Source organism: Nesterenkonia aerolata (assembly GCF_031470965.1).
In the GTDB taxonomy this organism is placed as follows: Bacteria; Actinomycetota; Actinomycetes; order Actinomycetales; family Micrococcaceae; genus Nesterenkonia; species Nesterenkonia aerolata.
This window is the reverse complement of sequence record NZ_JAVKGR010000010.1, coordinates 1-20,756: the sequence shown is the minus strand read 5'-3', so window position 1 is coordinate 20,756 and position 20,756 is coordinate 1. Positions and strand designations below refer to the sequence as shown.

Annotated in this window: 20 protein-coding genes; 13 read left to right on the top strand and 7 right to left on the bottom strand. The window is 65.1% G+C overall.

The window, feature by feature from the left end; all coding sequences use genetic code 11:
* Positions 1–221 precede the first annotated feature (221 nt).
* Complete coding sequence (locus RIL96_RS09020) at positions 222–1,352, top strand: LLM class flavin-dependent oxidoreductase (RefSeq protein ID WP_310548692.1); 1,131 nt, start codon at positions 222–224, stop codon at positions 1,350–1,352.
* Positions 1,353–1,410: 58 nt separating this feature from the next.
* Here RIL96_RS09020 and glsA read toward each other — a convergent pair whose 3' ends face one another.
* Positions 1,411–2,760 (bottom strand): glutaminase A, encoded by a 1,350-nt coding sequence (gene glsA / locus RIL96_RS09015; protein ID WP_310548691.1) that lies wholly within the window; start codon positions 2,758–2,760, stop codon positions 1,411–1,413.
* A gap of 247 nt (positions 2,761–3,007) precedes the next feature.
* Here glsA and dnaB point away from each other — a divergent pair, with 247 nt between their 5' ends.
* Complete coding sequence (gene dnaB / locus RIL96_RS09010; RefSeq protein ID WP_310548745.1) at positions 3,008–4,318, top strand: replicative DNA helicase; 1,311 nt, start codon at positions 3,008–3,010, stop codon at positions 4,316–4,318.
* A 165-nt stretch (positions 4,319–4,483) separates the two neighbouring features.
* Positions 4,484–6,235 carry an RNA/DNA-binding domain-containing protein gene (locus tag RIL96_RS09005; protein WP_310548690.1) on the top strand — a complete coding sequence of 584 codons (1,752 nt, stop codon included), beginning with the start codon at positions 4,484–4,486 and terminating at the stop codon, positions 6,233–6,235.
* Between the two features lie 128 nt (positions 6,236–6,363).
* Here RIL96_RS09005 and RIL96_RS09000 read toward each other — a convergent pair whose 3' ends face one another.
* Positions 6,364–7,890 (bottom strand): sodium:solute symporter family protein, encoded by a 1,527-nt coding sequence (locus tag RIL96_RS09000; RefSeq protein ID WP_310548689.1) that lies wholly within the window; start codon positions 7,888–7,890, stop codon positions 6,364–6,366.
* A complete protein-coding gene (locus tag RIL96_RS08995; RefSeq protein WP_310548688.1) occupies positions 7,887–8,147 on the bottom strand; it encodes a hypothetical protein in 261 nt (86 codons plus the stop codon). Before RIL96_RS08995 ends, RIL96_RS09000 begins: the two co-directional genes overlap by 4 nt.
* Positions 8,148–8,436: 289 nt before the next feature.
* Between RIL96_RS08995 and RIL96_RS08990 the strand changes: the two genes are divergently transcribed.
* The 3 genes from RIL96_RS08990 to RIL96_RS08980 are packed head-to-tail and all read left to right on the top strand — an operon-like array spanning position 8,437 to position 11,276.
* Positions 8,437–9,672 carry a CaiB/BaiF CoA transferase family protein gene (locus RIL96_RS08990; RefSeq protein ID WP_310548687.1) on the top strand — a complete coding sequence of 412 codons (1,236 nt, stop codon included), beginning with the start codon at positions 8,437–8,439 and terminating at the stop codon, positions 9,670–9,672.
* Positions 9,672–10,610 carry a hydroxymethylglutaryl-CoA lyase gene (locus RIL96_RS08985; RefSeq protein WP_310548686.1) on the top strand — a complete coding sequence of 313 codons (939 nt, stop codon included), beginning with the start codon at positions 9,672–9,674 and terminating at the stop codon, positions 10,608–10,610. The genes RIL96_RS08990 and RIL96_RS08985 overlap by 1 nt, the downstream gene beginning before the upstream one ends.
* 15 nt (positions 10,611–10,625) lie before the next feature.
* Complete coding sequence (locus tag RIL96_RS08980) at positions 10,626–11,276, top strand: GntR family transcriptional regulator (protein ID WP_310548685.1); 651 nt, start codon at positions 10,626–10,628, stop codon at positions 11,274–11,276.
* 21 nt (positions 11,277–11,297) lie between these two features.
* Here RIL96_RS08980 and RIL96_RS08975 read toward each other — a convergent pair whose 3' ends face one another.
* The 3 genes from RIL96_RS08975 to RIL96_RS08965 form a co-directional block, all read right to left on the bottom strand.
* Positions 11,298–11,615 (bottom strand): cupin domain-containing protein, encoded by a 318-nt coding sequence (locus RIL96_RS08975; RefSeq protein ID WP_310548684.1) that lies wholly within the window; start codon positions 11,613–11,615, stop codon positions 11,298–11,300.
* A gap of 44 nt (positions 11,616–11,659) precedes the next feature.
* On the bottom strand, positions 11,660–12,226 hold the full coding sequence (locus RIL96_RS08970) for a DUF3887 domain-containing protein (RefSeq protein ID WP_310548683.1): 567 nt from the start codon (positions 12,224–12,226) through the stop codon (positions 11,660–11,662).
* A gap of 141 nt (positions 12,227–12,367) precedes the next feature.
* Positions 12,368–14,035 carry a formate--tetrahydrofolate ligase gene (locus RIL96_RS08965; protein WP_310548682.1) on the bottom strand — a complete coding sequence of 556 codons (1,668 nt, stop codon included), beginning with the start codon at positions 14,033–14,035 and terminating at the stop codon, positions 12,368–12,370.
* A 391-nt stretch (positions 14,036–14,426) separates the two neighbouring features.
* Between RIL96_RS08965 and RIL96_RS08960 the strand changes: the two genes are divergently transcribed.
* From RIL96_RS08960 to RIL96_RS08940, 5 genes are read left to right on the top strand one after another with little or no spacing between them, the layout of a single operon-like run.
* Positions 14,427–15,464: an extracellular solute-binding protein gene (locus tag RIL96_RS08960; RefSeq protein WP_310548681.1), complete on the top strand. Its 1,038-nt coding sequence runs from the start codon at positions 14,427–14,429 to the stop codon at positions 15,462–15,464.
* A complete protein-coding gene (locus tag RIL96_RS08955) occupies positions 15,464–16,300 on the top strand; it encodes an ABC transporter permease (protein ID WP_310548680.1) in 837 nt (278 codons plus the stop codon). Before RIL96_RS08960 ends, RIL96_RS08955 begins: the two co-directional genes overlap by 1 nt.
* Entirely contained in the window at positions 16,297–17,163 is an 867-nt protein-coding gene (locus RIL96_RS08950; protein ID WP_310548679.1) for an ABC transporter permease, read from the top strand. The genes RIL96_RS08955 and RIL96_RS08950 overlap by 4 nt, the downstream gene beginning before the upstream one ends.
* Positions 17,160–18,266, top strand: a complete 1,107-nt coding sequence (locus RIL96_RS08945) for an ABC transporter ATP-binding protein (protein WP_310548678.1) — start codon at positions 17,160–17,162, stop codon at positions 18,264–18,266. The genes RIL96_RS08950 and RIL96_RS08945 overlap by 4 nt, the downstream gene beginning before the upstream one ends.
* Positions 18,263–19,033: an MBL fold metallo-hydrolase gene (locus RIL96_RS08940; protein WP_310548677.1), complete on the top strand. Its 771-nt coding sequence runs from the start codon at positions 18,263–18,265 to the stop codon at positions 19,031–19,033. The genes RIL96_RS08945 and RIL96_RS08940 overlap by 4 nt, the downstream gene beginning before the upstream one ends.
* A gap of 23 nt (positions 19,034–19,056) precedes the next feature.
* On the opposite strand, the gene RIL96_RS08935 is transcribed toward RIL96_RS08940, so the two are convergent.
* The gene (locus tag RIL96_RS08935; RefSeq protein WP_310548676.1) at positions 19,057–19,824 is read right to left on the bottom strand and encodes an SDR family oxidoreductase; all 768 of its coding nucleotides are present in this window, start codon (positions 19,822–19,824) and stop codon (positions 19,057–19,059) included.
* Positions 19,825–20,014: 190 nt separating this feature from the next.
* Between RIL96_RS08935 and RIL96_RS08930 the strand changes: the two genes are divergently transcribed.
* Both RIL96_RS08930 and RIL96_RS08925 read left to right on the top strand, forming a co-directional pair.
* Positions 20,015–20,266 carry a type II toxin-antitoxin system Phd/YefM family antitoxin gene (locus RIL96_RS08930; RefSeq protein WP_310548675.1) on the top strand — a complete coding sequence of 84 codons (252 nt, stop codon included), beginning with the start codon at positions 20,015–20,017 and terminating at the stop codon, positions 20,264–20,266.
* On the top strand, positions 20,266–20,679 hold the full coding sequence (locus RIL96_RS08925; RefSeq protein WP_310548674.1) for a type II toxin-antitoxin system VapC family toxin: 414 nt from the start codon (positions 20,266–20,268) through the stop codon (positions 20,677–20,679). The genes RIL96_RS08930 and RIL96_RS08925 overlap by 1 nt, the downstream gene beginning before the upstream one ends.
* Positions 20,680–20,756 lie beyond the last annotated feature (77 nt).

The window sequence follows — 20,756 nt, the reverse complement described above, 5'->3', positions numbered from 1 at the left end:
AGTCGGCCCGCGGCCCGCTTGCCGTCTACCTCATGTTAGGTGTATAGCAACCTCTCTCGCCCCATTCTCCACAAGTGATCCACAAGCTGTGGCCCGTTGTGCGTGGGGTGTGGGAATAGCTGGCGCACGGCGGGCGTTCTGGATCGCAGAAGTTCAAATTTGAAGGAATCTCCTCTGAGATCCTTCCCTCGGGTATCCAGCACTCACTCCAGGAGCAGACCATGCAGTTCGGCATCTTCAGCATCGGCGACGTCACCACCGACCCCACCACCGGACGCACGCCTACGGAGCATGAACGTATCCGCGCCACCGTCGCCATCGCGAAGAAGGCTGAGGAGGTGGGCCTCGACGTCTTCGCCACCGGCCAGCACCACAACCCGCCCTTCGTCGCCCCGGCCAACCCGCCGATCCTCATGGCGCACATCGCCGCCCAGACCGAACGCATCCGGCTCTCCACGGCGACCACGCTGATCACCACCACCGACCCGGTACGTATCGCCGAGGACTACGCCTACGCCCAGCACCTCACCGAAGGCCGCGTGGATCTGACCCTGGGCCGCGGCAACACTGGGCCGGTCTACCCGTGGTTCGGCAAGGACATCCGTGCCGGCATCCCGCTGGCGGTGGAGAACTACGCGCTGTTGCACCGGCTGTGGCGGGAGACCGACGTCGACTGGCAGGGCCGGTTCCGCACACCGCTGCAGAACTTCACCGCCACTCCGCGCCCGCTCGACGATGTCGCGCCCTTCGTCTGGCACGGCTCCATCCGGTCCCCGGAGATCGCTGAGCAGGCCGCCTACTACGGCGACGGGTTCTTCCACAACAACATCTTCTGGAACAAGGAGCACACCGGTCGCATGGTGGACATGTACCGCCAGCGGTTCGCCGACTACGGCCACGGGACTGCAGAGGAGGCGATCGTCGGACTCGGCGGACAGGTATTCATGCGCCCGAACTCACAGGACGCGATCCGGGAGTTCCGGCCCTACTTCGACAACGCCCCGGTCTACGGCGGAGGACCCTCGCTGGAGGACTTCACGAAGATGACTCCGCTGACGGTGGGGACCCCGGAGCAGGTGATCGAGAAGACGCTGAGCTTCCGCGAGTACGCCGGAGACTACCAGCGCCAGCTGTTCCTGATCGACCACGCCGGACTGCCCTTAGAGACCGTGCTGGAGCAGATCGAGATCCTCGGCGAGCAGGTGGTGCCGGTGCTGCGTCAGGAGGTCGCGGCACGAGCACCTCAGGGCACGCCCGAGGCGCCCACACATGAGTCGCTTCTGCGCCGGCGTCAGGCCGGTCTGGACCCGGTGCCCGGCGGCCGGACGGCAGAGGCAGCGGCCCACGGGTGAGGTGAGGCTGTCCGGCGGTGTGGTGGTCAGACAGTGAGGCTGTCAGACGGTGTGGCCGTCAGACGGTGAGCAGACGGTCCGGATCGACGACGGCGACGTGCCGACCGTCGCGCTCTAAGCGCCGGATCAGCTCGCGGATCATCCGCACCCCTGCTCCGGAGATCGAATCCACGCGGGTGAGATTCAGCTCCACCGTCTCCAGCAGCTCCCCGGAGTCCCAGCAGTCGACGACGGCGCGCAGCGTGCGCTCAGCCCCGGAGAACCGCAGGGTGCCCTGCAGGACCACTCTGGTCCGCAGCCCCAGCGGCGGGGTGCCGTCATCGGGAAGCAGCGCGTCTCCGGGATCGCCGCCGTCGCCGAGGGCGCCGTCGTCTGCGGGACTCATGGTGGCGTCATCGACGGTGCCGATCCACCGCACGGCGGTGTTCGAGGGCTGTTCGTTGCTCATCAGGTGCAGGCCCATATCCGCGGAGAGCCGCTCGAACATCTGCACGCCCTGGACCGAGTTGCCGACCGCGTCGAGACGCGGAGAGAAGCTGGCGATCCCGACCTGGCCCGGCAGCACTCCGATGATCCCCCCGGAGACCCCGGACTTCGCCGGAATGCCGATCTGCGCGAGCCACCGGCCTGAGCCGTCGTACATTCCGCAGGTCGCCATCACCGACAGCGTCTGACGCGCTGCGGTCGGTGAGACCACCCGCGCCCCGGTGACCGGGTTGACCCCGGAGTTCGCCAGGGTGGCGGCCATCAGAGCGATATCGGCCACGCTGACCAGCGCCGAGCACACGTCGATGTAGCCGCGGACGGCTTCGGCCGGCGGATTGGTGATGATCTCGTGATTGCGCAGCATATGGGCGATGGCCATATTGCGGTGGGCGGAGGCGAACTCGTCATCGGCGGTGGCGTAGTCGATGCTCAGGTCATGACCGGCGAAGGCGGAGAGCCCGCCGAGCACCCGGGCCACCCGCCGGCGCACGTCCTCAGTCCGGTGCTCGCCGCCAGGCGTGTGCGGGTCGGGATCCCAGACATCGGTGCGCACCAGCTGGTGGGAGGCGATGGCCCCGGCATTGATCATCGGGTTGTACGGCCGGCCCGTCCCGCCCTCCAGGGACAGCTCGTTGAAAGCCTCACCGGAGGGTTCGACGCCGACGGCCTGCAGCACACGGTCCAGGCCGATGTCATCGATGGCCAGGGCGTAGACGAAGGGTTTGCAGATCGACTGGATCGTGAACTGATGCTCCCGTGCACCGACGTCATAGACCGATCCATCGACGGTACTGATTGCCAGCGCGTGGACGTCAGGATCCGCGGAGGCGAGCGTGCCGATATAGTCTGCGACGTGCCCGGAACGGTCCGAGGAACAGGTGTCGAGCACCTCGTCGAGGTAGTCGGGGATCGGTGAACGCACAGTTCCTCCTCAGGCTGGTGCCAGTGTTATCCGTGCCAGCGCCATCGGTGTGAGCGCCACCGATACTCATACTGGTGCGCTCGGGCCGCCGGATGCTCTGCCGATGGGTGCTCTGCCGACGGTGAACACGTAGTGCTGACACCGCGTAGTCTAGAGCCCTGAGTCCAGCTGAACTGATCATCATGAGCTGAGGGGAGAGTCGGTGAGTCTGGAGGCCTACGACGCCGGGCCGGGCGGTGAATCCCGCATGCCGCCGCAGGACATCGTCGCCGAGCAGTCGGTGCTGGGCGGGATGATGCTCTCCAAGGACGCCATCGCCGACGTCGTCGAGGTGCTGCGCGGTGCGGACTTCTACCGACCCGCACATGAACTGATCTATGACGCGATCGTGGACCTCTACGGTCGGGGCGAACCTGCCGATGTGGTGACCATCTCCGATCACCTGACGAAGAAGCAGGAGCTGCAGCGGGTGGGCGGCCCGGCGTACCTGCATAATCTGGCGCAGTCGGTGCCGACGGCGGCGAACGCCTCGTTCTACGCTGACATCGTCCGTGAGCGGGCGATCCTGCGGCGGCTGGTCGAGGCCGGCACGAAGATCGTGCAGCTGGGCCACACCGCTGACGGTGAGGTCGATGCCATCGTCAACGAGGCGCAGGGTGAGATCTACAACGTGGCGGAGAACCGGCAGTCCGAGGACTACGTCTCCCTGGCCGATATCCTGCCGGCGACGATCGATGAGATCGAGACCAACGCCAGTCACGACGGCGGCCTGACCGGCATCCCCACCGGATTCCGGGAGCTCGACGAGCTGACCCACGGGTTCAGCGGGGGGCAGATGATCATCGTGGCCGCACGTCCGGCGATGGGTAAGTCCACGTTGGCGCTGGACTTCGCGCGCTCGGCGGCGGTGCACCACGGCATGACGGCGGCGTTCTTCTCCCTGGAGATGGGGCGGCATGAGATCGCGATGAGGCTGCTGTCGGCGGAGTCACGCATCCCCTTCCAGCACTTCCGCAACGGGAACTTCGAGGACGAGGAATGGCAGAAGGTCGCGGTGACCTGGGACAAGCTCAACGACGTCCCGCTGTATATCGACGATTCACCGAATATGTCGCTGATGGAGATCCGTGCGAAGTGCCGACGGCTCAAGCAGCGCCATAATCTGAAGCTGGTGGTGCTCGACTATCTGCAGCTGCTCAGTTCGGGTAAACGCGTGGAGTCTCGTCAGCAGGAGGTCTCTGAGTTCTCGAGGACGCTGAAGCTGCTGGCCAAGGAGCTCGACGTGCCGATCATCGCGCTCTCTCAGCTCAACCGCGGCTCCGAGCAGCGTACTGATAAGCGCCCGCAGGTCTCGGATCTGCGTGAGTCCGGGTCCATTGAGCAGGATGCGGATATGGTGCTGCTGCTGCACCGCGAGGAGGTCTACGACAAAGAGACCCCGCGTGCCGGTGAGGCGGACATCATCGTGGCGAAGAACCGTAACGGCCCCACCAAGGACATCACCGTCGCGTTCCAGGGGCACTACGCCCGCTTCCAGGACATGGCGCAGGACTACTGAGGGGCGGGCCACGGGACCAGGACCAGGGGTTGCCGGGTGCTCTGCTGTGATGCCCACGAACCGGCACCGCTCCCATGCGTGCAGAAAACTATGGAAAGACGTCGGATCGGTCCCAGGTCATAATTTTATGGACGAGTTAATTATGATGCTGGCATCCTAGAGGGTATGACCATAACTTTCGGAGAGGACCCCGTCAGAGCTCGAGTCCAGGCGCTGCTGGAGGAGCTCCAGTCCGGCGGCATCGTCGACCACCGACATGAAGGTGTCCACGTCGATCTGAAAGAGGACCTCTCTCGACGAGGCCCCCACGGAACGCTCATCCCCGGCGATCCCCGCAGCGAGGCCTCAGCGAAGTACCTGGCCTCAGAGGCCGCATGCATGGCGAACACCCCCGGCGGCGGAGCCCTCATCGTCGGGGTCGGAGACGCCGGGGAGCTTATAGGGACGAATCTTGATGTCCACTGGTTGCGACACCGCATATATGAGCTGACAGACCGAAGGCTGACGGTCGACACCTCAGAGGCTCTGATCCGGGGGACGCGTCTGCTCGTAGTCATCTCGCCTCAGGCCATGGAGCCGGTCAGATACAACAAGAAGATCCGCTGGCGAGTGCATGACAGATGCGAAGAGGTGGATCCGAATACTTGGTTCACACGTCAGATGCACCAACTCCGCTATGACTGGTCAGCAGCCCCCTCGACGGTGGCGATCTCAGAGGTGCGGCCTGCGGCGGTGGAGATCGCACGTTCGTTCCTCTACAACAGCGGAGAAGACCGGGCGCAGGAACTCGCCGCTGCTGAGACACCACAGCTGCTGCGGATGCTCAATGTGGTGGGAGAGGGCGAGGTCCTTACCAACGCAGGAGTGCTGGCTTTCGTAGGACGCGGCACCAATGCACTCGACTACACCCACCATGAGGTCGCCGGTGGTGACAGCACGGCACGGGTCAATCGGAGGGATAGGTCACTGCTGGAGGAGCTGGCAGAGGTTTTCCAGGTGTTCGAGGCGAACAATGCCACCCGGCACATCCATACCGGTCTGGTGGTCGGACAGCTTCGTGATATTCCGGTGCTGGCGGCACGAGAAGCGATCGTCAACGGTGTCGCACACCGGGAGTGGGGGAGCCACGGGGCTACGCGGGTAGAACACATCGGCAGGACCCTGCGAGTGACGAGCCCGGGCGGATTCTATGGGGGAGTCAACGAATCCAACATCATCACGCATCCCTCGGCCTCACGGAATGTGGCGCTGACGCAACTCCTTGCAGACCTGCGGGTGGCAGAGAGGCAGGGTGTGGGGGTGGATCGGATGGTGCGTGAGATGATCCGCCACGGTCATCAGAGGCCCACCATCCAGGAGATCGAGGGGCCGTACGTGCGGGTGTCCCTACTGGGTGATGCGCTCGATGAACCGTGGATGTCGTGGTTGAGCCGCCTGGATCCCCGACGAGAGGCGCAGGATGTCTCCTCGCTGCTCGTGATGAGTCACCTGGTACAGGCCTGGTGGATCGATGAGGCCTTCGCCGCTGACCTCATCCAACTCGCCGTGGAGGAAGCAGGTGCTGTCCTGCAGCGTTTGGCCGGCACGCAGATTGAAGGACAGGCGCTGGTCGAAGCCGTGGCCGGAGCTCCGGAGGACGCCGTGCCGGCATGGTCGCTCACAGCGCAGGCCAGGGACGTGCTGAGTCGGCTCGATGCGGAGGCCGGATTCGTACGGACCACACGTAGCAGGTCAGACGTGGCGGCGTCCTATGCTCGGCGTCGGGGTCGTATCAGCACCGCGGAGCTGGCCTCCATCGTCAACGGACAGGCTAGCAACATGGGGTCCCCCCTGAAGTCGCTGGAAGCTGACGGTCTCTTGGCGCCGTCTAATGAATCCCGTAGAGGCCGCGGCTTCTACTACCGCTGGGTGGGATGACTCGAAAGGGTGTCACCTCAGGGTGCCACCTCCGTGCCGACTCATGACCAGCGCGTGCCCTCCTTCCTGACACTGTCTCCTGTCTGACGTTGTCTCCTATCTGACGCTGTCTCCTGTCTGACACGGCATTACCCCGCCACCTTCTCCAACCGGGTCATCTCTTCGATGTCCCGCTGGGTCTCCTCGGAGGGCCGGAAGATCAGAGATCCGACCACGCAGATCAGGAAGTTCAGTGCCAGACCGATGGCTCCGCCGTGGATCCCGTAGACCGTGGAGTTGCCGGTCAGGGTGAGTGTGGCGGCCAGCGCGGCGCCGGCGAGCATCCCGACGAACACCGGCTTCGCGCTCAGACGCTTCCAGTACAGGCCCAGGATGAACGCCGGTGCCACCTGTACCAGGATCTCGAACTTCAGCACGAAGATCTGATACAGCGTGCCCGGCGGATTCCAGGCCACCCACAGCAGCAGTGCGATCATGACGATCCCCGCGAACTTGCCGACCAGCACTTTGGTGCGGTCGTCAGCGTCGGGTTTGATGTACTTGCCGAAGATGTCGTGGGAGACCATCGAGGAGAAGGACAGCAGGACTGAGTCCGCGGTGGAGACGATGGCACCGACGATCGCCCCGAAGAACAGGATCATGGTCCAGTAGAACACCGGGTGGAGTGAGGCGACGTCGTTGGCGAGCAGGCCCACCAGCTGTTCGGAGGCGCCGACGTCGAGCCCGGGGTAGAGGTCGATGCAGATGATGCCGACGATGAACACCAACCCGGAGGTGATGAACGGCATCCACGCCATCCGCCCCAGGGAACGCTTCAGCACCCGTTCCGACTGCGAAGAGTAGATGCGCTGAATCGCGTGCGGATACATGGCGGCACCGAAGGCGACGATGACGAGCATGGACAGCCAGTTGATGTTGGTGGCCATATCCGGCACACCGATCTTCTCGGGCTCGTTTGCCGCGATGTTCGCCGTCAGGTTCTCGATGCCTCCACCGGTGAGGATCAGGGCGCCGACGAGCATCACGGCGATGCCGATCATCAGCATGATGCCCTGCAGCGCATCGGTCACTGCGACTGCCTTCATCCCGCCCATCCATTCATAGGTGAGCATGACGATGATGAAGCCGATCACCGCCCATCCGTAGGGGATCGCACCGCCGGTCAGCCCGGAGACGGCGTGCCCGATGGCCACCAGCTGCTCCAACAGGTAATTAGCCAGTCCCCACAGCATCAGGATGATCGCGAGGACTGTCACGGCGGTCGAGCGGAACCTGTCGGAGATCCAGTCGGTAGGGGTGATGAACCCGCGACGGCGGCCCACCACATACAGCCGGGGTGCGAAGAGCAGGTAGACGGCGATGATGAGCGTGAAGAAGGGGATGGACTGCAACCAGGAGAAGCCCTCGCGGAAGGCCTGGGGTGCATAGCCGACCACTGTGTTGCCGCTGTACTGGGTCGCATACAGGGTGAAGAACAGGGTCACCATGCCCAAACCGCGGCCGGCGAGGTAGTAGTCGGTCACCGACTTGCCGATGTCGCGGCCGCGCCCGGCAAGCCACCCGACGAGAATCATCATCAGCGCATACATGGCGAGGATGATCAGGGAGTCGACGCCGCCGAAGACGAGCTGCGGCTGCTGCTGTGCCACGGTCATGCTGACTCACCCTCCTGAGTTGCTGGCCGTGCTGCCGCAGCGGTCTCCTCCTCTTCGACGATGTTCCACTGCGTCAGGCAGGCCCAGTGCAGGAATGCGCTGAGCGCGACGGAGAGCACCAGCACCAGGACCACCCACAGCGGCAGCCCGAAGATGAAGGGTTCGATCATCCCGGCGGGCAGGTACCAGGGGGCATTGACCGCGAACAGTCCGAGCAGGACCATCCATATCCAAGGCTTGCGGATGGGTTCTTTCATGTCACACCTCTTCGCCGACCGGGTCGGGGGAGTCGCATCGTGGGGGAGGGCCGGTGGCCGATGTCCTGCGGCGCTGCGGCGAGGGGTCGACGAGCTGATCGTCGGTGAAGTGGGTCACACCTCTGCGTGAAGTAAACACTAATTGTGCACAATCACGCAAGGTCGAGATCGAACTCCCTCATCAACGGCTGAATTCACAGGGCCAAGTCGATAGCCTATGGTGCAGATCACTCTCGATTGCATACACTGTGGCCAATCCGAGAACCCAGCATCCCTAAGGAGCCACCCGATGACGGACGCCCCACCTGTTCCCCAGACCTCGGCACCGCGCCCCGCCGGCCCACTCTCCGGCGTACGTGTCGTGGAGATGGGCCAACTCATCGCCGGCCCCTTCTGCGGCCAGCTCCTCGGAGACATGGGCGCCGAGGTGATCAAGATCGAAGAACCCCATCAGGGGGATCCGCTGCGCCAGTGGGGCCAGGCCGCCGACGATGGACACTCCCTGTGGTGGTCGGTGCTGGCACGCAATAAGAAGTCCGTCGCCCTGAACCTGCGCAGTGAGGAAGGTCAGGCGATCGCGCGGCGCCTCATCGATGATGCCGACATACTCATCGAGAACTTCCGTCCAGGGTCGCTGGAACGCTGGGGTCTGGGATATGAGCGCCTCGCGGAGACGAACCCCGGGCTCGTGCTGATCCGGGTCTCTGGGTTCGGGCAGACCGGCCCCTATGCCGAGCGTCCGGGGTACGGCTCCATCGGTGAGGCGATGGGTGGGCTGCGCTACGTCGTCGGTGACCCCTCCACCCCGCCGTCACGGGTCGGGATCTCGATCGGGGACACTCTGGCGGCGATGTTCGCGACGATCGGTGGTCTCAGCGCCCTGCATGAGCGCAGCGTCTCAGGGCGCGGCCAAGTCGTCGATGCGTCGATCTACGAGTCGGTGTTGGGTGTCATGGAGTCCCTGGTCCCTGACTGGGCGGTCGCCGGGGTGCAGCGAGAGCGCAGCGGGTCAATCCTGCCGAAGATCGCTCCGAGCAATGTGTACCCGACCAAGGATGGGCAGTGGATGATCATCGCCGCGAATCAGGACACCGTCTTTCGGCGGCTCTGCGCGGCGATGGGCGAGCCGGAACTCGCCGATGACGAACGGTTCGCCACCCACCTGGCCCGCGGTGAGCGTCAGGAGATGCTCGATGAGCGGATTGCGGAGTTCTCCCTGGGTCTCGATGCGCAGGAGTTGGAGGATACGCTGACGGCTCATGCGGTTCCCATCGGCAAGATCTTCAAGCCTGAGGATATGCTCCGGGACGCGCAGTTTGACCACCGTGGGTCGATCACCACCGTGGATGATTCCCGGCATGGGCCGGTGCGTATGCAGAACGCCTTTCCACGGCTCAGCCGCACCGACTCGGCCGTCCGGTGGTCCGGGCCGAGGCTTGGTGAGCACACGGCGCAGACCTTGCAGCAGCTGGGATTCGACGACGAGGCCATCGCCGCGTGGCGCACTGCCGGGGTGGTGCGCTGATGTGGAATCTTCCTGAGAAGACGCGGGTAGTGGAGGTCGGGCTGCGCGACGGCCTCCAGGCGGTGGAGGCCGGACTGACCACCGAACAGAAGATCGATGTGGTGCACCGGCTGATCGAGGCGGGGGTTCGTGAGATCGAGGTGGCCTCGTTCGCCCATCCGAAGGTGCTGCCGCAGCTGGCCGATGCGGAGCAGGTCCTTGCCCAGGTTCCCCGGACCTCGGGGGTCCGGTACCGGGCCCTGATTCCGAATCTGCGAGGTGCCCAGCGGGCTGCCGAGTGCGAGATCGACGAGGTCGCCGTGGTGATCCCGGCTGAGGACGGGATGGCGCTGAAGAACCAGGGCAGGACGACGGACCAGCTGCTGGGCGAGCTGTCAGCCATCGGCGAGCTGGCGCGTTCAGCAGGGCAGCGATTGGTGGTGGCAGTGGCCTGCGCCATGTTCTCTCCCTGTTACGGACCTGTGGAGCCTGAGCGTCGGAATCGGGTCCTTACGGCGGCACAGGACGCCGGCGCCGCCGGTGTATACCTGGCCACAACCACCGGGCAGGAGCACCCTCGTGAGCTGTACGACGCCGTGATCGAGACTCGCCAGCGGTTCCCCGAGGTGGAATGCGGAGTGCATCTGCACAATCGCAACGGTTTCGGTCCGGCCAATGCGTTGGCGGCTTTGTCCGCGGGGGCCCAGTGGGTGGAGAGTTCCTTCGCCGGCCTGGGTGGAGATATGTGGTTCCCGGGTGACCCGACGGTGCTGGGCAATATGGCCACTGAAGATCTTGTGCATCTGCTCGACGGGATGGGTGTGCACACCGGTGTTGATTTGGAGGCCTGCCGCAGCATCGCCGAATTCGTCATCGCGGAGACCGGCTTCCCGGTGAGCTCCTTCGTGATGCGCGGTGGCACTCGCGACGATCTGGCGACTGCCACCTGGCCTGAGTAATACCCTCGTAGTGTGATGACGCACGCAGTGGAGGAGCCCCGAGGTGGCTCGGTGACCGGGCAGCTGCTCGGCCTGCTCACCGACGGCACTATCGGGGCGGGTGAGCGGATCCGCGAAGCTGACATCGCCCAGCGGTTCGGGGTCAGCAGGACTCCGGTGCGGGACTCCATACGGGAACTGGCCGGTGCGGGAGTTCTGGTGCTCGAGCCCAATCGGGGTGCGCGTGTGCGGTCCTACTCGATCCGTGAGATCGAGCAGATCTACCGTTCCCGTGCGCTGGTGGAATCACATCTGGCAGCGTTGGCCGTGGCCGAGATGTCCGAGGAGGACATCTCCCACCTGAGGGCGTTGGCCGTGCAGATGCGGCAGATCAGTGAGCAGTCGGCTCGGCGCACTGAGCTGTCCCAGCTGAACAACGAGTTCCACAGGTATTACATCGGCCGTGTGGAGGGGCACCCTCTGATCGCCACGGCCGAGCAGCTGATGGTCCCCCTGCTGGTCTCGAAGGTGATGGTCACCTACGATCCGCGGCTCACCGCGATCAGCATGGACCACCATGATCAGCTGGTGACCGCTGCTGAGCAGGGCGATCCCGAGTGGGCGGCGTCGCTGATGCGTACGCACATCCTCAGCGGATGGAACCGGTACCGCAGCGTCGCGGAATGAGAGCCATCAGTAGGCGGGGCCTCAAGCGCCCGCCGAGCTGACTGGGGTCTGACGCTTCAGTTCGATCTCGACGAAGGCGCACTCCTCATCGGAGTCATTGACCACGTTGTGCCTCGTCCCGGCGCCGCGCGTGTAGCTGCGGCCCGGGACGAGGTGGTTCGACGTCGCCTCACCGGAGGAGTGAACCTGTAGTGTCCCGCCGGTCAACGGCACCACCACGTAGTCCCACTCATGGACGTGCTCGCCGGTCTGGGTGCCGGGTGCGAAGCGCCATTCGGTGACCCGCACGCGCTCGTCGTCGATCTGAACGGTGGCCTGGGCCGTGACATCGGTAATCATAGATGTAGTCCTATCAGACTCAGACCACTGGGGAACAGGGCAGTTCAGAAGGGCAGGGGGCTCGTCTCGGGCGGGAGGACGAGCAGTCCGACGATGCGCTGCTGCTCGTCGAAGGCGACCCTGCCCATCCGCTCACCGGCCTCGCAGGTCACCGTGGTGACGCCGACGACGGTGCCGAGGATCTGGTCGTCCTCCTCAATGCGTTCTCCGGCGGGGAAGGTGACGTGGGTGTCCTCGTAGGACTCCTTAGCGCCGAACTCCGTGAGCATCGAAGACCACACCATAGCGATCTTCGAGGCGGAGAGTTCTTCCCTGACCTCAGGGTGCATCATCTGCTCGAGGGCCTCGTAGTCGGCGGTGGCGATGAGGTCGAAGACCTGCTCGGTGCGCGTGCGGATCTGTGTCAGTGACATGGGAACTCCTGTGATCTTCCGGCCGTCGACCGGATCGATGACTTCTCCGAATCGTTTGAACGCTGCCTGACGGCTCATGCCGAGCATGTCGCCGATATCCGCCCAGGTGCGTCCTTCGCGACGGGCCTGGCGGACGCTCTGCCGGAGCTGTTCTTTGGCGTGGTCGAGGTTCTTTTGGGCTTCTCTGATCGCATCCATGCCACAAGTCAACCTTTGGTTGACGGATATGTCAACTAAAGGTTGACGTGAGTGCGGATCTCCCCTGTGCTCGCTAGACCATAGAGGCGTGCTCATCCGTCAGACGGTTTAGCGGCACCCGCGCCCGGCGCGTTACCTCATTCAGGACAACCCGCTCACCACGCCGTCGGCGGTGATGTTCATATCCAACGCCGCCGGATGCTTCGGCAGCCCTGGCATCGTCATGATGTCCCCGGTCAGCACGACGACGAACCCGGCTCCGGTGCGCACCTGCAGGTCCCGCACGGTCAGCGAGAAGCCTTCCGGGGCACCTCGCAGGGACGGGTCATCGGAGAATGAGTACTGGGTCTTGGCCACACACACCGGCAGCCGGTCCCATCCCTGGCGCGCATATTCGGCGAGCTTGCGACGGGCCGTGGTGGAGAATTCGACGCCGTCGCCGCGGTACACCTCGGTGACCAAAGTGCGGATCTTCTCCTCCACAGTCAGCTCAGCCGCATAGAAGGATCGCATCTGCGCCGGCTGCTCAAGGGCGCCGGAAACCTGCTGGGCGAGATCGGTCGCACCGGCACCGCCACGAGCCCAGGCCTCGACCACCGCACTGCGCAGCCCCCGCTCTTCGCACCAGGCCCGCAGCGCTGCCACTTCAGCGGCAGTGTCATGGACGAACGCATTGATCGCGATCACCGGTTCTGCCCCGGCCCGCTGCATAGTGCTCACATGGCGGTCGAGGTTCGCCAGCCCTCGCCGCAGCGCGTCGACGTCCTCGGCCTTCAGGTCCTCCTTGGCCACACCGCCGTGCATCTTCAGGGCCCGCACCGTGGCCACCATCACCACGGCATCCGGATAGCAGTCAGCCTGCGGGGCCTTGATGTCGAGGAACTTCTCCGCCCCGAGGTCTGCCCCGAAACCCGCCTCGGTCACGACGACGTCGGCCAGCTGACGGGCCGTCTGCGTGGCCCGCACTGAACTGCATCCGTGGGCGATGTTCGCAAACGGGCCGCCGTGGATCAGCGCCGGGTTCCCCTCCAGGGTCTGCACCAGGTTCGGCTGGATGGCGCGCTTGAGCAGCACCGTCATCGCTGCCGCGACACCGATGTCATCGACTGTCACCGGCTGCCGGTCATAGGTGCTTGCGACGGTGATCCGGCCCAGCCGGGACTTTAGATCCTCCAGATCAGTCGCCAGACACAGGATGGCCATGACTTCACTGGCCACAGTGATCGTGAACTGCTCCTCACGCGGCACTCCCTGCGCCGGGCCACCCAGACCAATGACCACCTGGCGCAGAGCTCGATCATTCATGTCCAGCACACGGCGGAAGTCGATGCGCCGCGGGTCGATGCCCAGTGCGTTGCCCTGCTGAATGTGATTGTCGATGCTGGCGGCGAGCAGGTTGTTTGCCGAGGTGATCGCGTGGAAGTCGCCGGTGAAGTGCAGGTTGATGTCCTCCATCGGCACCACCTGTGCGTAGCCGCCGCCAGTGGCTCCGCCCTTCATGCCGAACACCGGGCCCAGCGAGGGCTCACGCAGGGCGGCCGCCGTCTTCACTCCGATCCGGTTCAGCCCGTCGGTCAGCCCCACGGTCATCGTGGACTTGCCCTCGCCGGCAGGGGTGGGGGTCAGCGCGGTGACCAGGACGACCTTGCCCGCAGCGGGGCGGTCGTTGAGCTGCTCGGCATCGATCTTCGCCATGTGATGACCGATGGGATAGAGGGCATCATCACCGAGTCCCAGGTCATGGGCGACGTCGGTAATGGGCCGCAGGGTTGCTGCGGAGGCGATCTCGATATCTGAGGGGTGACTCATATCACGATCCTACGGTCCGTCACCGGGGTTCTCACAATGCATAGATCCCATCAGTGAATCCGCATGATCAATGTTTCTCTTGGGTAACTCTTCGTCCCCCGTTTACCGGAAGACCGCCTGTGGTCCACCTGGCTTCCCTACGGTGAGTCCGGTCTGGTGCGCCGTCGGGCGGCGGGCAGAACTATCACGGACTTTCAGCAGGGGGCTTCAACATGAGGCAGACGAGTGAGCGACCTCAGTCAGGTCGGAAAGCTCTGTCACTACTGACGATAATTATCATGGCGGCCCCGCACCGGCGCCTCGGCCGTTGAGTCCGCACCCGGCATCCAGACACCACTTCACGCTATATCACTCCGCATCACGCCACATCACACACCATGGGAGAACACCTATGCACATCCGCCGCCACGCCGTCGCAGGCTCCGCACTGACCCTGACGCTGCTCGGCCTGACCGCCTGCGGAGGCGGGGAGAACGGTTCCGACGTCGAGTCGGACACCGTCGTCAGCTACAACACTCCCACTGAGTGGGCCAACTGGGGCGGGGTGCTGCAGAGCTTCACCGATGAGACCGGCATCGATGCCCCCAATGACCCGAAGAACTCCGGCCAGACTCTGGCCGCCCTCTCCGCCGAGCAGGACGCACCGGCCGCCGACGTCGCCTACTACGGCATCGTCTTCGGACTCGAAGCCGTCGAGGAAGGGCTCGTCACCACCTACGAGCCGGAAGGCTTCGACGAGATCCCCGACGACCTCAAGGACCCCGAAGGCCACTGGTTCACCGTCCACCAGGGCGCCATCGCCATGCTCGTCAACACCGATGAGATCGGCGATGCCGAGGTCCCGCAGTGCTGGGAGGATCTCACCGACCCGCAGTACGAAGGCATGGTCGGCTACCTGGACCCCGCCCAGGCAGCCGTCGGCTACTCCGTCCTCACCGCCGCGAACCTCGCCCTCGGCGGCGACTTCGACGACCCCGAGCCCGGCCTGGAATGGGCCGAAGCGATGAGCGACAACGGCGTCTCCAATCCGGCCCAGACTGCTACCTCCTCGGTCCAGCAGGGTGAGATCCCCATCCTCATCGACGCCGACTTCAACGGATACCAGATGGCCGCCGAAGGCTCGCCCATCGAGGTCGTCTACCCCTGCGAAGGTTCGCTGAGCATTCCCTACACGATGAGCCTGGTGGAATCAGCCCCGCACGAGGACGCCGGGAAAGAACTGCTGGACTACGTGCTCTCAGACGAGGCGCAGAGCCAGTTCGCCGAGAGTTTCCTGCAGCCGGTGCGCGACGTCGAGCTGCCCGAGGAGGCCGAAGAGGCGTTCCCGCCGCAGGATGAGTACGACGAGATCGTCCAGGGCGCAGACTTCGAGCAGATGAATGAGGTCCAGGACGAGATCGTCGAAGAGTTCGAGCAGCGCGTCCGCTGATGCGCCGTTCCGATCTCCCCCGAGCCCTCTGGTTGGGACTGCCGCTGCTCGTCGTGCTGGGGGTGCTGCTGATCTGGCCGCTGCTCACCCTGGCCCTCGAGAGCCTCACCCTGCCCGAGGGAGGGTTCGGCGTCGAACGGTACTGGCAGGTGCTGACCAGCTCACGGTACATGTCCTCGCTCGGGCTCACCGCGGTGCTCGCGGTCTCCTCCACGCTGCTCGCGCTCATCGTCTGTGTGCCCGCGGGCCTGTATCTGAGCTCCGATGACACTCTCTTCGGACGGATCATGGCCGTGGCGCTCACCCTGCCGCTGAGCCTGCCCGGCATCGTCATCGGGTTCTTCATCATCCTGATGGTCGGCAACACCGGAGTGGTGCCGCTGGCGCTGGAGAGCGCAGTGGGCCAGCGGCACCTGCAGATCGCCTACACGTGGACGGGGCTGACCCTGGCCTACTTCTACTTCCAGATCCCGCGTGTGGTGATGGTGGTCCGCGGTGCCGCCGCCGGAGTCCGGCCCGAGGCGATCGACGCCGCACGCAGCCTGGGAGCCTCGACACTGACGATCTACGGGCGAGTCATCCTGCCGGCCCTGCGCCCAGCGCTGGCCAGTGCGGCCGCGCTGTCCCTGGCCACCGGATTCGGGGCCTTCGGCACGGCGGCCACGCTCACATTGGGTCAGCGGGTCATGCCCCTGGAGATCGCCGCAGCCTTCACCGACAACTTCCAACCCCAATTGGCGGCGACATTGAGCCTGATCCTGGCGACCATCACCACTGTCGTCCTCGTCGGTGTCAACGCCTGGGGCGACCGCAAGGTGGTGAGCGCCAGAATATGAGCGTCATCGACGACGCCACCGCCGGGCCCCGTACGGACCCGGCCAGTCAGCCGACCCCCCAGCGTGCTCCCCGCGGTGAGCGCAAGCAGCTGGACTCGGTGGGGCACGTGGGGCGGTTCGCCGCCGTGCTGGCCAGCGTGATCACGTTGATCCCCCTGCCGGTGGTCATCCTCGTCGCCCTCAGTGAGTCCTGGGTGCAGGGCCCTCTCGCCGGGCTGACGATGGAGTGGCTGACGGCCGCCTGGACCCGCATGGGCGATGCGGTGCTGGTCAGCCTGCGGATCGCCGTCATCGTGCTGATCATTGATATGGCGGTGGCCCTGCCCGCCTCCTGGCTGGTGGCCCGCTACCGCTTCCCGGGGCGCAGCCTCATCCGGTCACTGTCCACCCTGCCCATCGCCGTGCCGGGCATCGCCATCGGGCTCGGGCTGATCCTCACCTTCCCGGAACTGCGCCCGACCGGCTGGCTGTTGGTCGGTGGCCACATCCTCTACACCATGCCGTTCCTCTTCGGCACGCTGCTGCCGGCGATGTCCGATCCGCGCCTGCAGGAGAAGGAGACGGTCGCCTCCTCCCTCGGAGTGGGGCCGCTGCGGCGCTTCTTCACCGTCACCGCACCCGGAGTGCGCACTGCTCTGCTGGCGGGCACCCTGATGGTGCTGACCCTGTCCCTGGGAGAGTTCAACGTCTCCTTCTTCCTCTTCACACCTACGGAGCAGCCGATGCCGGTGTCCCTGTTCGACTCCTATCTGACCGGGAGGATCGAGTCCGCAGCAGCTCAGACCGTGCTGTTCCTGGCGCTGGTGATACCCCCGGCGATCGCGATGGAGAAGCTCGGCGGAGCGAAAGCGGGGCAGGCATGACGGCATCGGCAGAACAGGCCACCGTACTGCAAACCACCGCACTGCAGGCCACGGCACTGCAGTGCCGGGGTATCAGCTACCGGTATCCGGGCACCACCCGCGCGGCCTTGGAGGACATCGACGTCGACACCCCGGCCGGGTCGATCACCGCGCTGGTCGGGCCCTCGGGCTGCGGGAAGACCACGTTGCTGAAGCTCGTCGGTGGGGTCCTGCGCCCGAACCAGGGGAGCATCCGAATCGGGGAGCGGGATATGACCCGTGTGCCGGTCCAGCGACGGCAGATCGGCTGGGTGCCGCAGCAGTATGCGCTCTTCGATCACCTCGATGTGAAAGCCAACATCGCCTTCGGACTGCGCGCCCAGAAGCGGCCCTCCGCGGAGCGCCGACGTCGGGTGGCTGAGCTGCTGGAGCTGTGTCAGATCCAGGATCTCGCAGATCGGTCTGTGGATGACCTCTCCGGTGGGCAGCGCCAACGCGTCGCGATCGCCCGCGCCTTGGCCCCGTACCCGCAGGTGCTGCTGCTCGATGAGCCGCTGGCGGCCCTGGACCCGCAGCTTCGAGGACGGTTGCGTGCTGATCTGAGCGCCATGATCCGCGCGGCCGGGGTCACCACCATCATGGTCACCCATGATCAGGACGAGGCGCTGGCGATGTCCGATCATCTGGTGCTGATGAATGCGGGGAGGATCGAACAGTCCGGCACCCCGGAACAGGTGTGGCACCGTCCCGGGACCTCCTGGGCGGCGGAGTTCCTCGGCGGGGCCACTGTGGTCGCCGTCGAGGACCGGCCCCGGGCTGGCCGGGTGCGGATCTCTGCCGGTGTGGAGATTCCGGTCCGCGATGACGGCGGCGATGGTGTGGCCGTACGTGCCCTGGATTTCGCCGCAGCACCTGCCTCGCAGGGTGAGGTTCCCGACGTCGGCGGAGAGCTTGCGCTCGGTACGGTGCTGGCGATGGAGTTCGGCGGGGACCGCTACCGCGGCCGGGTGCGCTTGGAGACGGGGCTGGAGCTTCCGTGCACTGCGAGTGAGTATATGGAGGTCGGCACGCAGGTGAGTGTGCGTGCGACACATCATCGAGAGATTCCTGAGGTGACACTATGACCGCGACCCTGACCGTCCTCGGAGCATCTGCCTGCGCCCCGACCCCATTGGGCCCGGCCTCCGGGTATCTGCTGGAACACTCCGGTGGGGGATTGCTCATCGACTGCGGGCCCGGTGTGGTGGCCCGGCTGGCCGCGGAGGGGCTGCTGGATCGGGTGACTGCGGTGCTCGCCTCACATTCGCACGCTGACCACTGCGCGGACCTGACGGTGCTGGCCTATCGGCGGTCTTTCCCTACGGTGCAGCGCGCGCTGCCGCTCTATGCTCCGACGGATTTTCCGGGCAAGCTCGACGGCCTGGATGAGGTCTTCGGCATTCCCAGCCTGAGCACGATGCGCACACCACTGCGTTCGCAGTTCGACCTCATCCAGGTGGAACCGGGGCAGAGCCTGCAGATCGACGGGCTGAGCGTGGAGACCATCCGAGCTGACCACCCGGTGCCGACCTTGTCCATGCGGTTCCCTGACCTCGGGTTCGTCTACACGGCCGATACCGGATACACCGAAGAACTGGTGGAGCTGTCCCGGGAGGCCAGGCTGCTGCTGGCCGAGGCCACCTATCGGGCGGCCGACGGCATTGACGTCACCGGGCATGGGCACCTGGACGGGCACACCGTCGGTGATCTGGGGGCCGCCGCTGAGGTGCGGCATCTGGCAGTCACCCACCTGGCGGACCCCGCCCAGACGGCAGACATCGAAGCTGAGGCCCGAACCCGGTTCGGCGGTGAGCTGACGATGGTCAAGCCGGGGATGACCTTCGAACTCTGAGGTACTGGGGGTCCTACGGCGGTTCAGCGCGGCGGATCCTGACGCAGCCATTCCTCCAGTGTGGTGGGATCGACGGTGGCCTCCTCAGGGATCAGGCCGCCGTTAGCCGTTGCTCGCCCCAAATAGGGCAGCTCCCGCAGCACCTTCGGGCGTCGGCCGGACATCTCTCCGCGGGCATCAAGAATTCTCCGGACGACCTCGAGCGTGGTCATCTCTTCCGGCCCCTTGACGGCTATGCAACGATCACCTGCCCGGCTGTCTTCGATCTCATCGACGACGAACTCCGCCGCCCCGGCAGCGGTGAGCGGAGCCATGCGCATCGTAGGCAGCACGGTCACCGGTCCCAAGCTGGCTCGCCGCACGACGTCGTCCATGAGCTCGAACCACTGGGTGGAGAGCACGATCGTGGTGTCGACGTCGGCATCGGCATACGCGCGTTCCTGCGCGGCCTTGCCACGGTAGTAGCCGAAGAGCCGATGCACTTGCGGGTTCGCCGCACCGGCGATCGACACGCACACGATCCGTGACACCCCGACCTTCTGCGCCGCCGCTGTCAGCTGCCGGGCGCAAGTGGTGAAGAACTTCGCTGCCCGCCGCCCGGAGAGAGTCTCGATGTTCAGTGCATCGACCACGGCATCAGCGCCAGCCATCGCCGTGTCCAGACCGGCGCCGGTGGAGACATCCACGCCGAGGCCCCGGCTGAGCGGCACCACCTCGTGACCCCGCCTCCGCAGCTCTTCTCCGATACGACGGCCGATGGTCCCTGTTGCTCCGGCGACGACGATCCTCATAGGGCGAGCGTATACGTTCGGCGTTCCCCCGACGACGGCGTTCCTCTCTCGATATGGGTCTCGATATGGCCGCACTGAGCTCGGAAGAGCCGAGATTTCTGTCGCCTAGTCATTGAGTCATCTTGGTGGGGCCGGCGAGTAACCAGCAACAGGACATCAGATGTGCTACGGATAGTGCTACGCTCGGATCATGGCTACGATCACGCACCGCGAACTCCGCAACAACTCAGCGGATGTGCTGCGTCGTGTCGCTGCTGGAGAAGCGATGGAGGTGACGAATCACGGCGTCGTCGTCGCGTATCTCTCCCCTACCGCGACGCCAGTGCTGCCCTTCCCGGTTTCGCGCCCTGCTCGGAGAAGCGGTGGTTGGTCAGCCCTCCCGAAAGTTGCGCTCAAACGTTCCGTGAGCGAGATCATTGATGACGAGCGCGAGGATCGCTGATGACGACTGCCGCTGCTGCATCGACGATGACCCGGGTGATCTATCTCGACACCTCAGCGGCGGTGAAGCTCATCAGCGATGAGCAGGAGTCGGACGGGCTGCGCAGCTATCTTGACGAAGGACCGACCCTCGTTTCCAATGATCTCCTGGAAACCGAGCTGCGCCGGATCGGAATACGACACAACATTGATCAGGTGTTGATCACCACCGTCCTCGATGGTGTGACGCTGACTCCATTGACCAGGGACCAGTTCCGGGAAGCGGGGCTGTATCCGCAGGTCGGTCTCCGCAGTCTCGATGCGCTGCACCTCGCCGGTGCGCTTCGTGTCGAGGCTTCAGCAATCTTGACCTACGACATCAGGCTTGCCGAGGCTGCCCGTGCGCACGGGCTGGAGGTCCTCGCACCGGAGTGAGTCACGCTTCCGCTCGATACGCCTAGGGCGTGTCTCCTATGTGCGTAGGCAGGCGATGATGGCGCAGAGGACTACTC

Bases quoted from the DNA above. Each gene is read 5' to 3' on its own strand.
- RIL96_RS09020 (WP_310548692.1), top strand. From the start codon at position 222: ATGCAGTTCGGCATCTTCAGCATCGGCGACGTCACCACCGACCCCACC.
- dnaB (WP_310548745.1), top strand. From the start codon at position 3,008: ATGCCGCCGCAGGACATCGTCGCCGAGCAGTCGGTGCTGGGCGGGATG.
- RIL96_RS09005 (WP_310548690.1), top strand. From the start codon at position 4,484: ATGACCATAACTTTCGGAGAGGACCCCGTCAGAGCTCGAGTCCAGGCG.
- RIL96_RS09000 (WP_310548689.1), bottom strand. From the start codon at position 7,890: ATGACCGTGGCACAGCAGCAGCCGCAGCTCGTCTTCGGCGGCGTCGAC.
- RIL96_RS08995 (WP_310548688.1), bottom strand. From the start codon at position 8,147: ATGAAAGAACCCATCCGCAAGCCTTGGATATGGATGGTCCTGCTCGGA.
- RIL96_RS08990 (WP_310548687.1), top strand. From the start codon at position 8,437: ATGACGGACGCCCCACCTGTTCCCCAGACCTCGGCACCGCGCCCCGCC.
- RIL96_RS08985 (WP_310548686.1), top strand. From the start codon at position 9,672: ATGTGGAATCTTCCTGAGAAGACGCGGGTAGTGGAGGTCGGGCTGCGC.
- RIL96_RS08980 (WP_310548685.1), top strand. From the start codon at position 10,626: ATGACGCACGCAGTGGAGGAGCCCCGAGGTGGCTCGGTGACCGGGCAG.
- RIL96_RS08975 (WP_310548684.1), bottom strand. From the start codon at position 11,615: ATGATTACCGATGTCACGGCCCAGGCCACCGTTCAGATCGACGACGAG.
- RIL96_RS08970 (WP_310548683.1), bottom strand. From the start codon at position 12,226: ATGGATGCGATCAGAGAAGCCCAAAAGAACCTCGACCACGCCAAAGAA.
- RIL96_RS08965 (WP_310548682.1), bottom strand. From the start codon at position 14,035: ATGAGTCACCCCTCAGATATCGAGATCGCCTCCGCAGCAACCCTGCGG.
- RIL96_RS08960 (WP_310548681.1), top strand. From the start codon at position 14,427: ATGCACATCCGCCGCCACGCCGTCGCAGGCTCCGCACTGACCCTGACG.
- RIL96_RS08955 (WP_310548680.1), top strand. From the start codon at position 15,464: ATGCGCCGTTCCGATCTCCCCCGAGCCCTCTGGTTGGGACTGCCGCTG.
- RIL96_RS08950 (WP_310548679.1), top strand. From the start codon at position 16,297: ATGAGCGTCATCGACGACGCCACCGCCGGGCCCCGTACGGACCCGGCC.
- RIL96_RS08945 (WP_310548678.1), top strand. From the start codon at position 17,160: ATGACGGCATCGGCAGAACAGGCCACCGTACTGCAAACCACCGCACTG.
- RIL96_RS08940 (WP_310548677.1), top strand. From the start codon at position 18,263: ATGACCGCGACCCTGACCGTCCTCGGAGCATCTGCCTGCGCCCCGACC.
- RIL96_RS08935 (WP_310548676.1), bottom strand. From the start codon at position 19,824: ATGAGGATCGTCGTCGCCGGAGCAACAGGGACCATCGGCCGTCGTATC.
- RIL96_RS08930 (WP_310548675.1), top strand. From the start codon at position 20,015: ATGGCTACGATCACGCACCGCGAACTCCGCAACAACTCAGCGGATGTG.
- RIL96_RS08925 (WP_310548674.1), top strand. From the start codon at position 20,266: ATGACGACTGCCGCTGCTGCATCGACGATGACCCGGGTGATCTATCTC.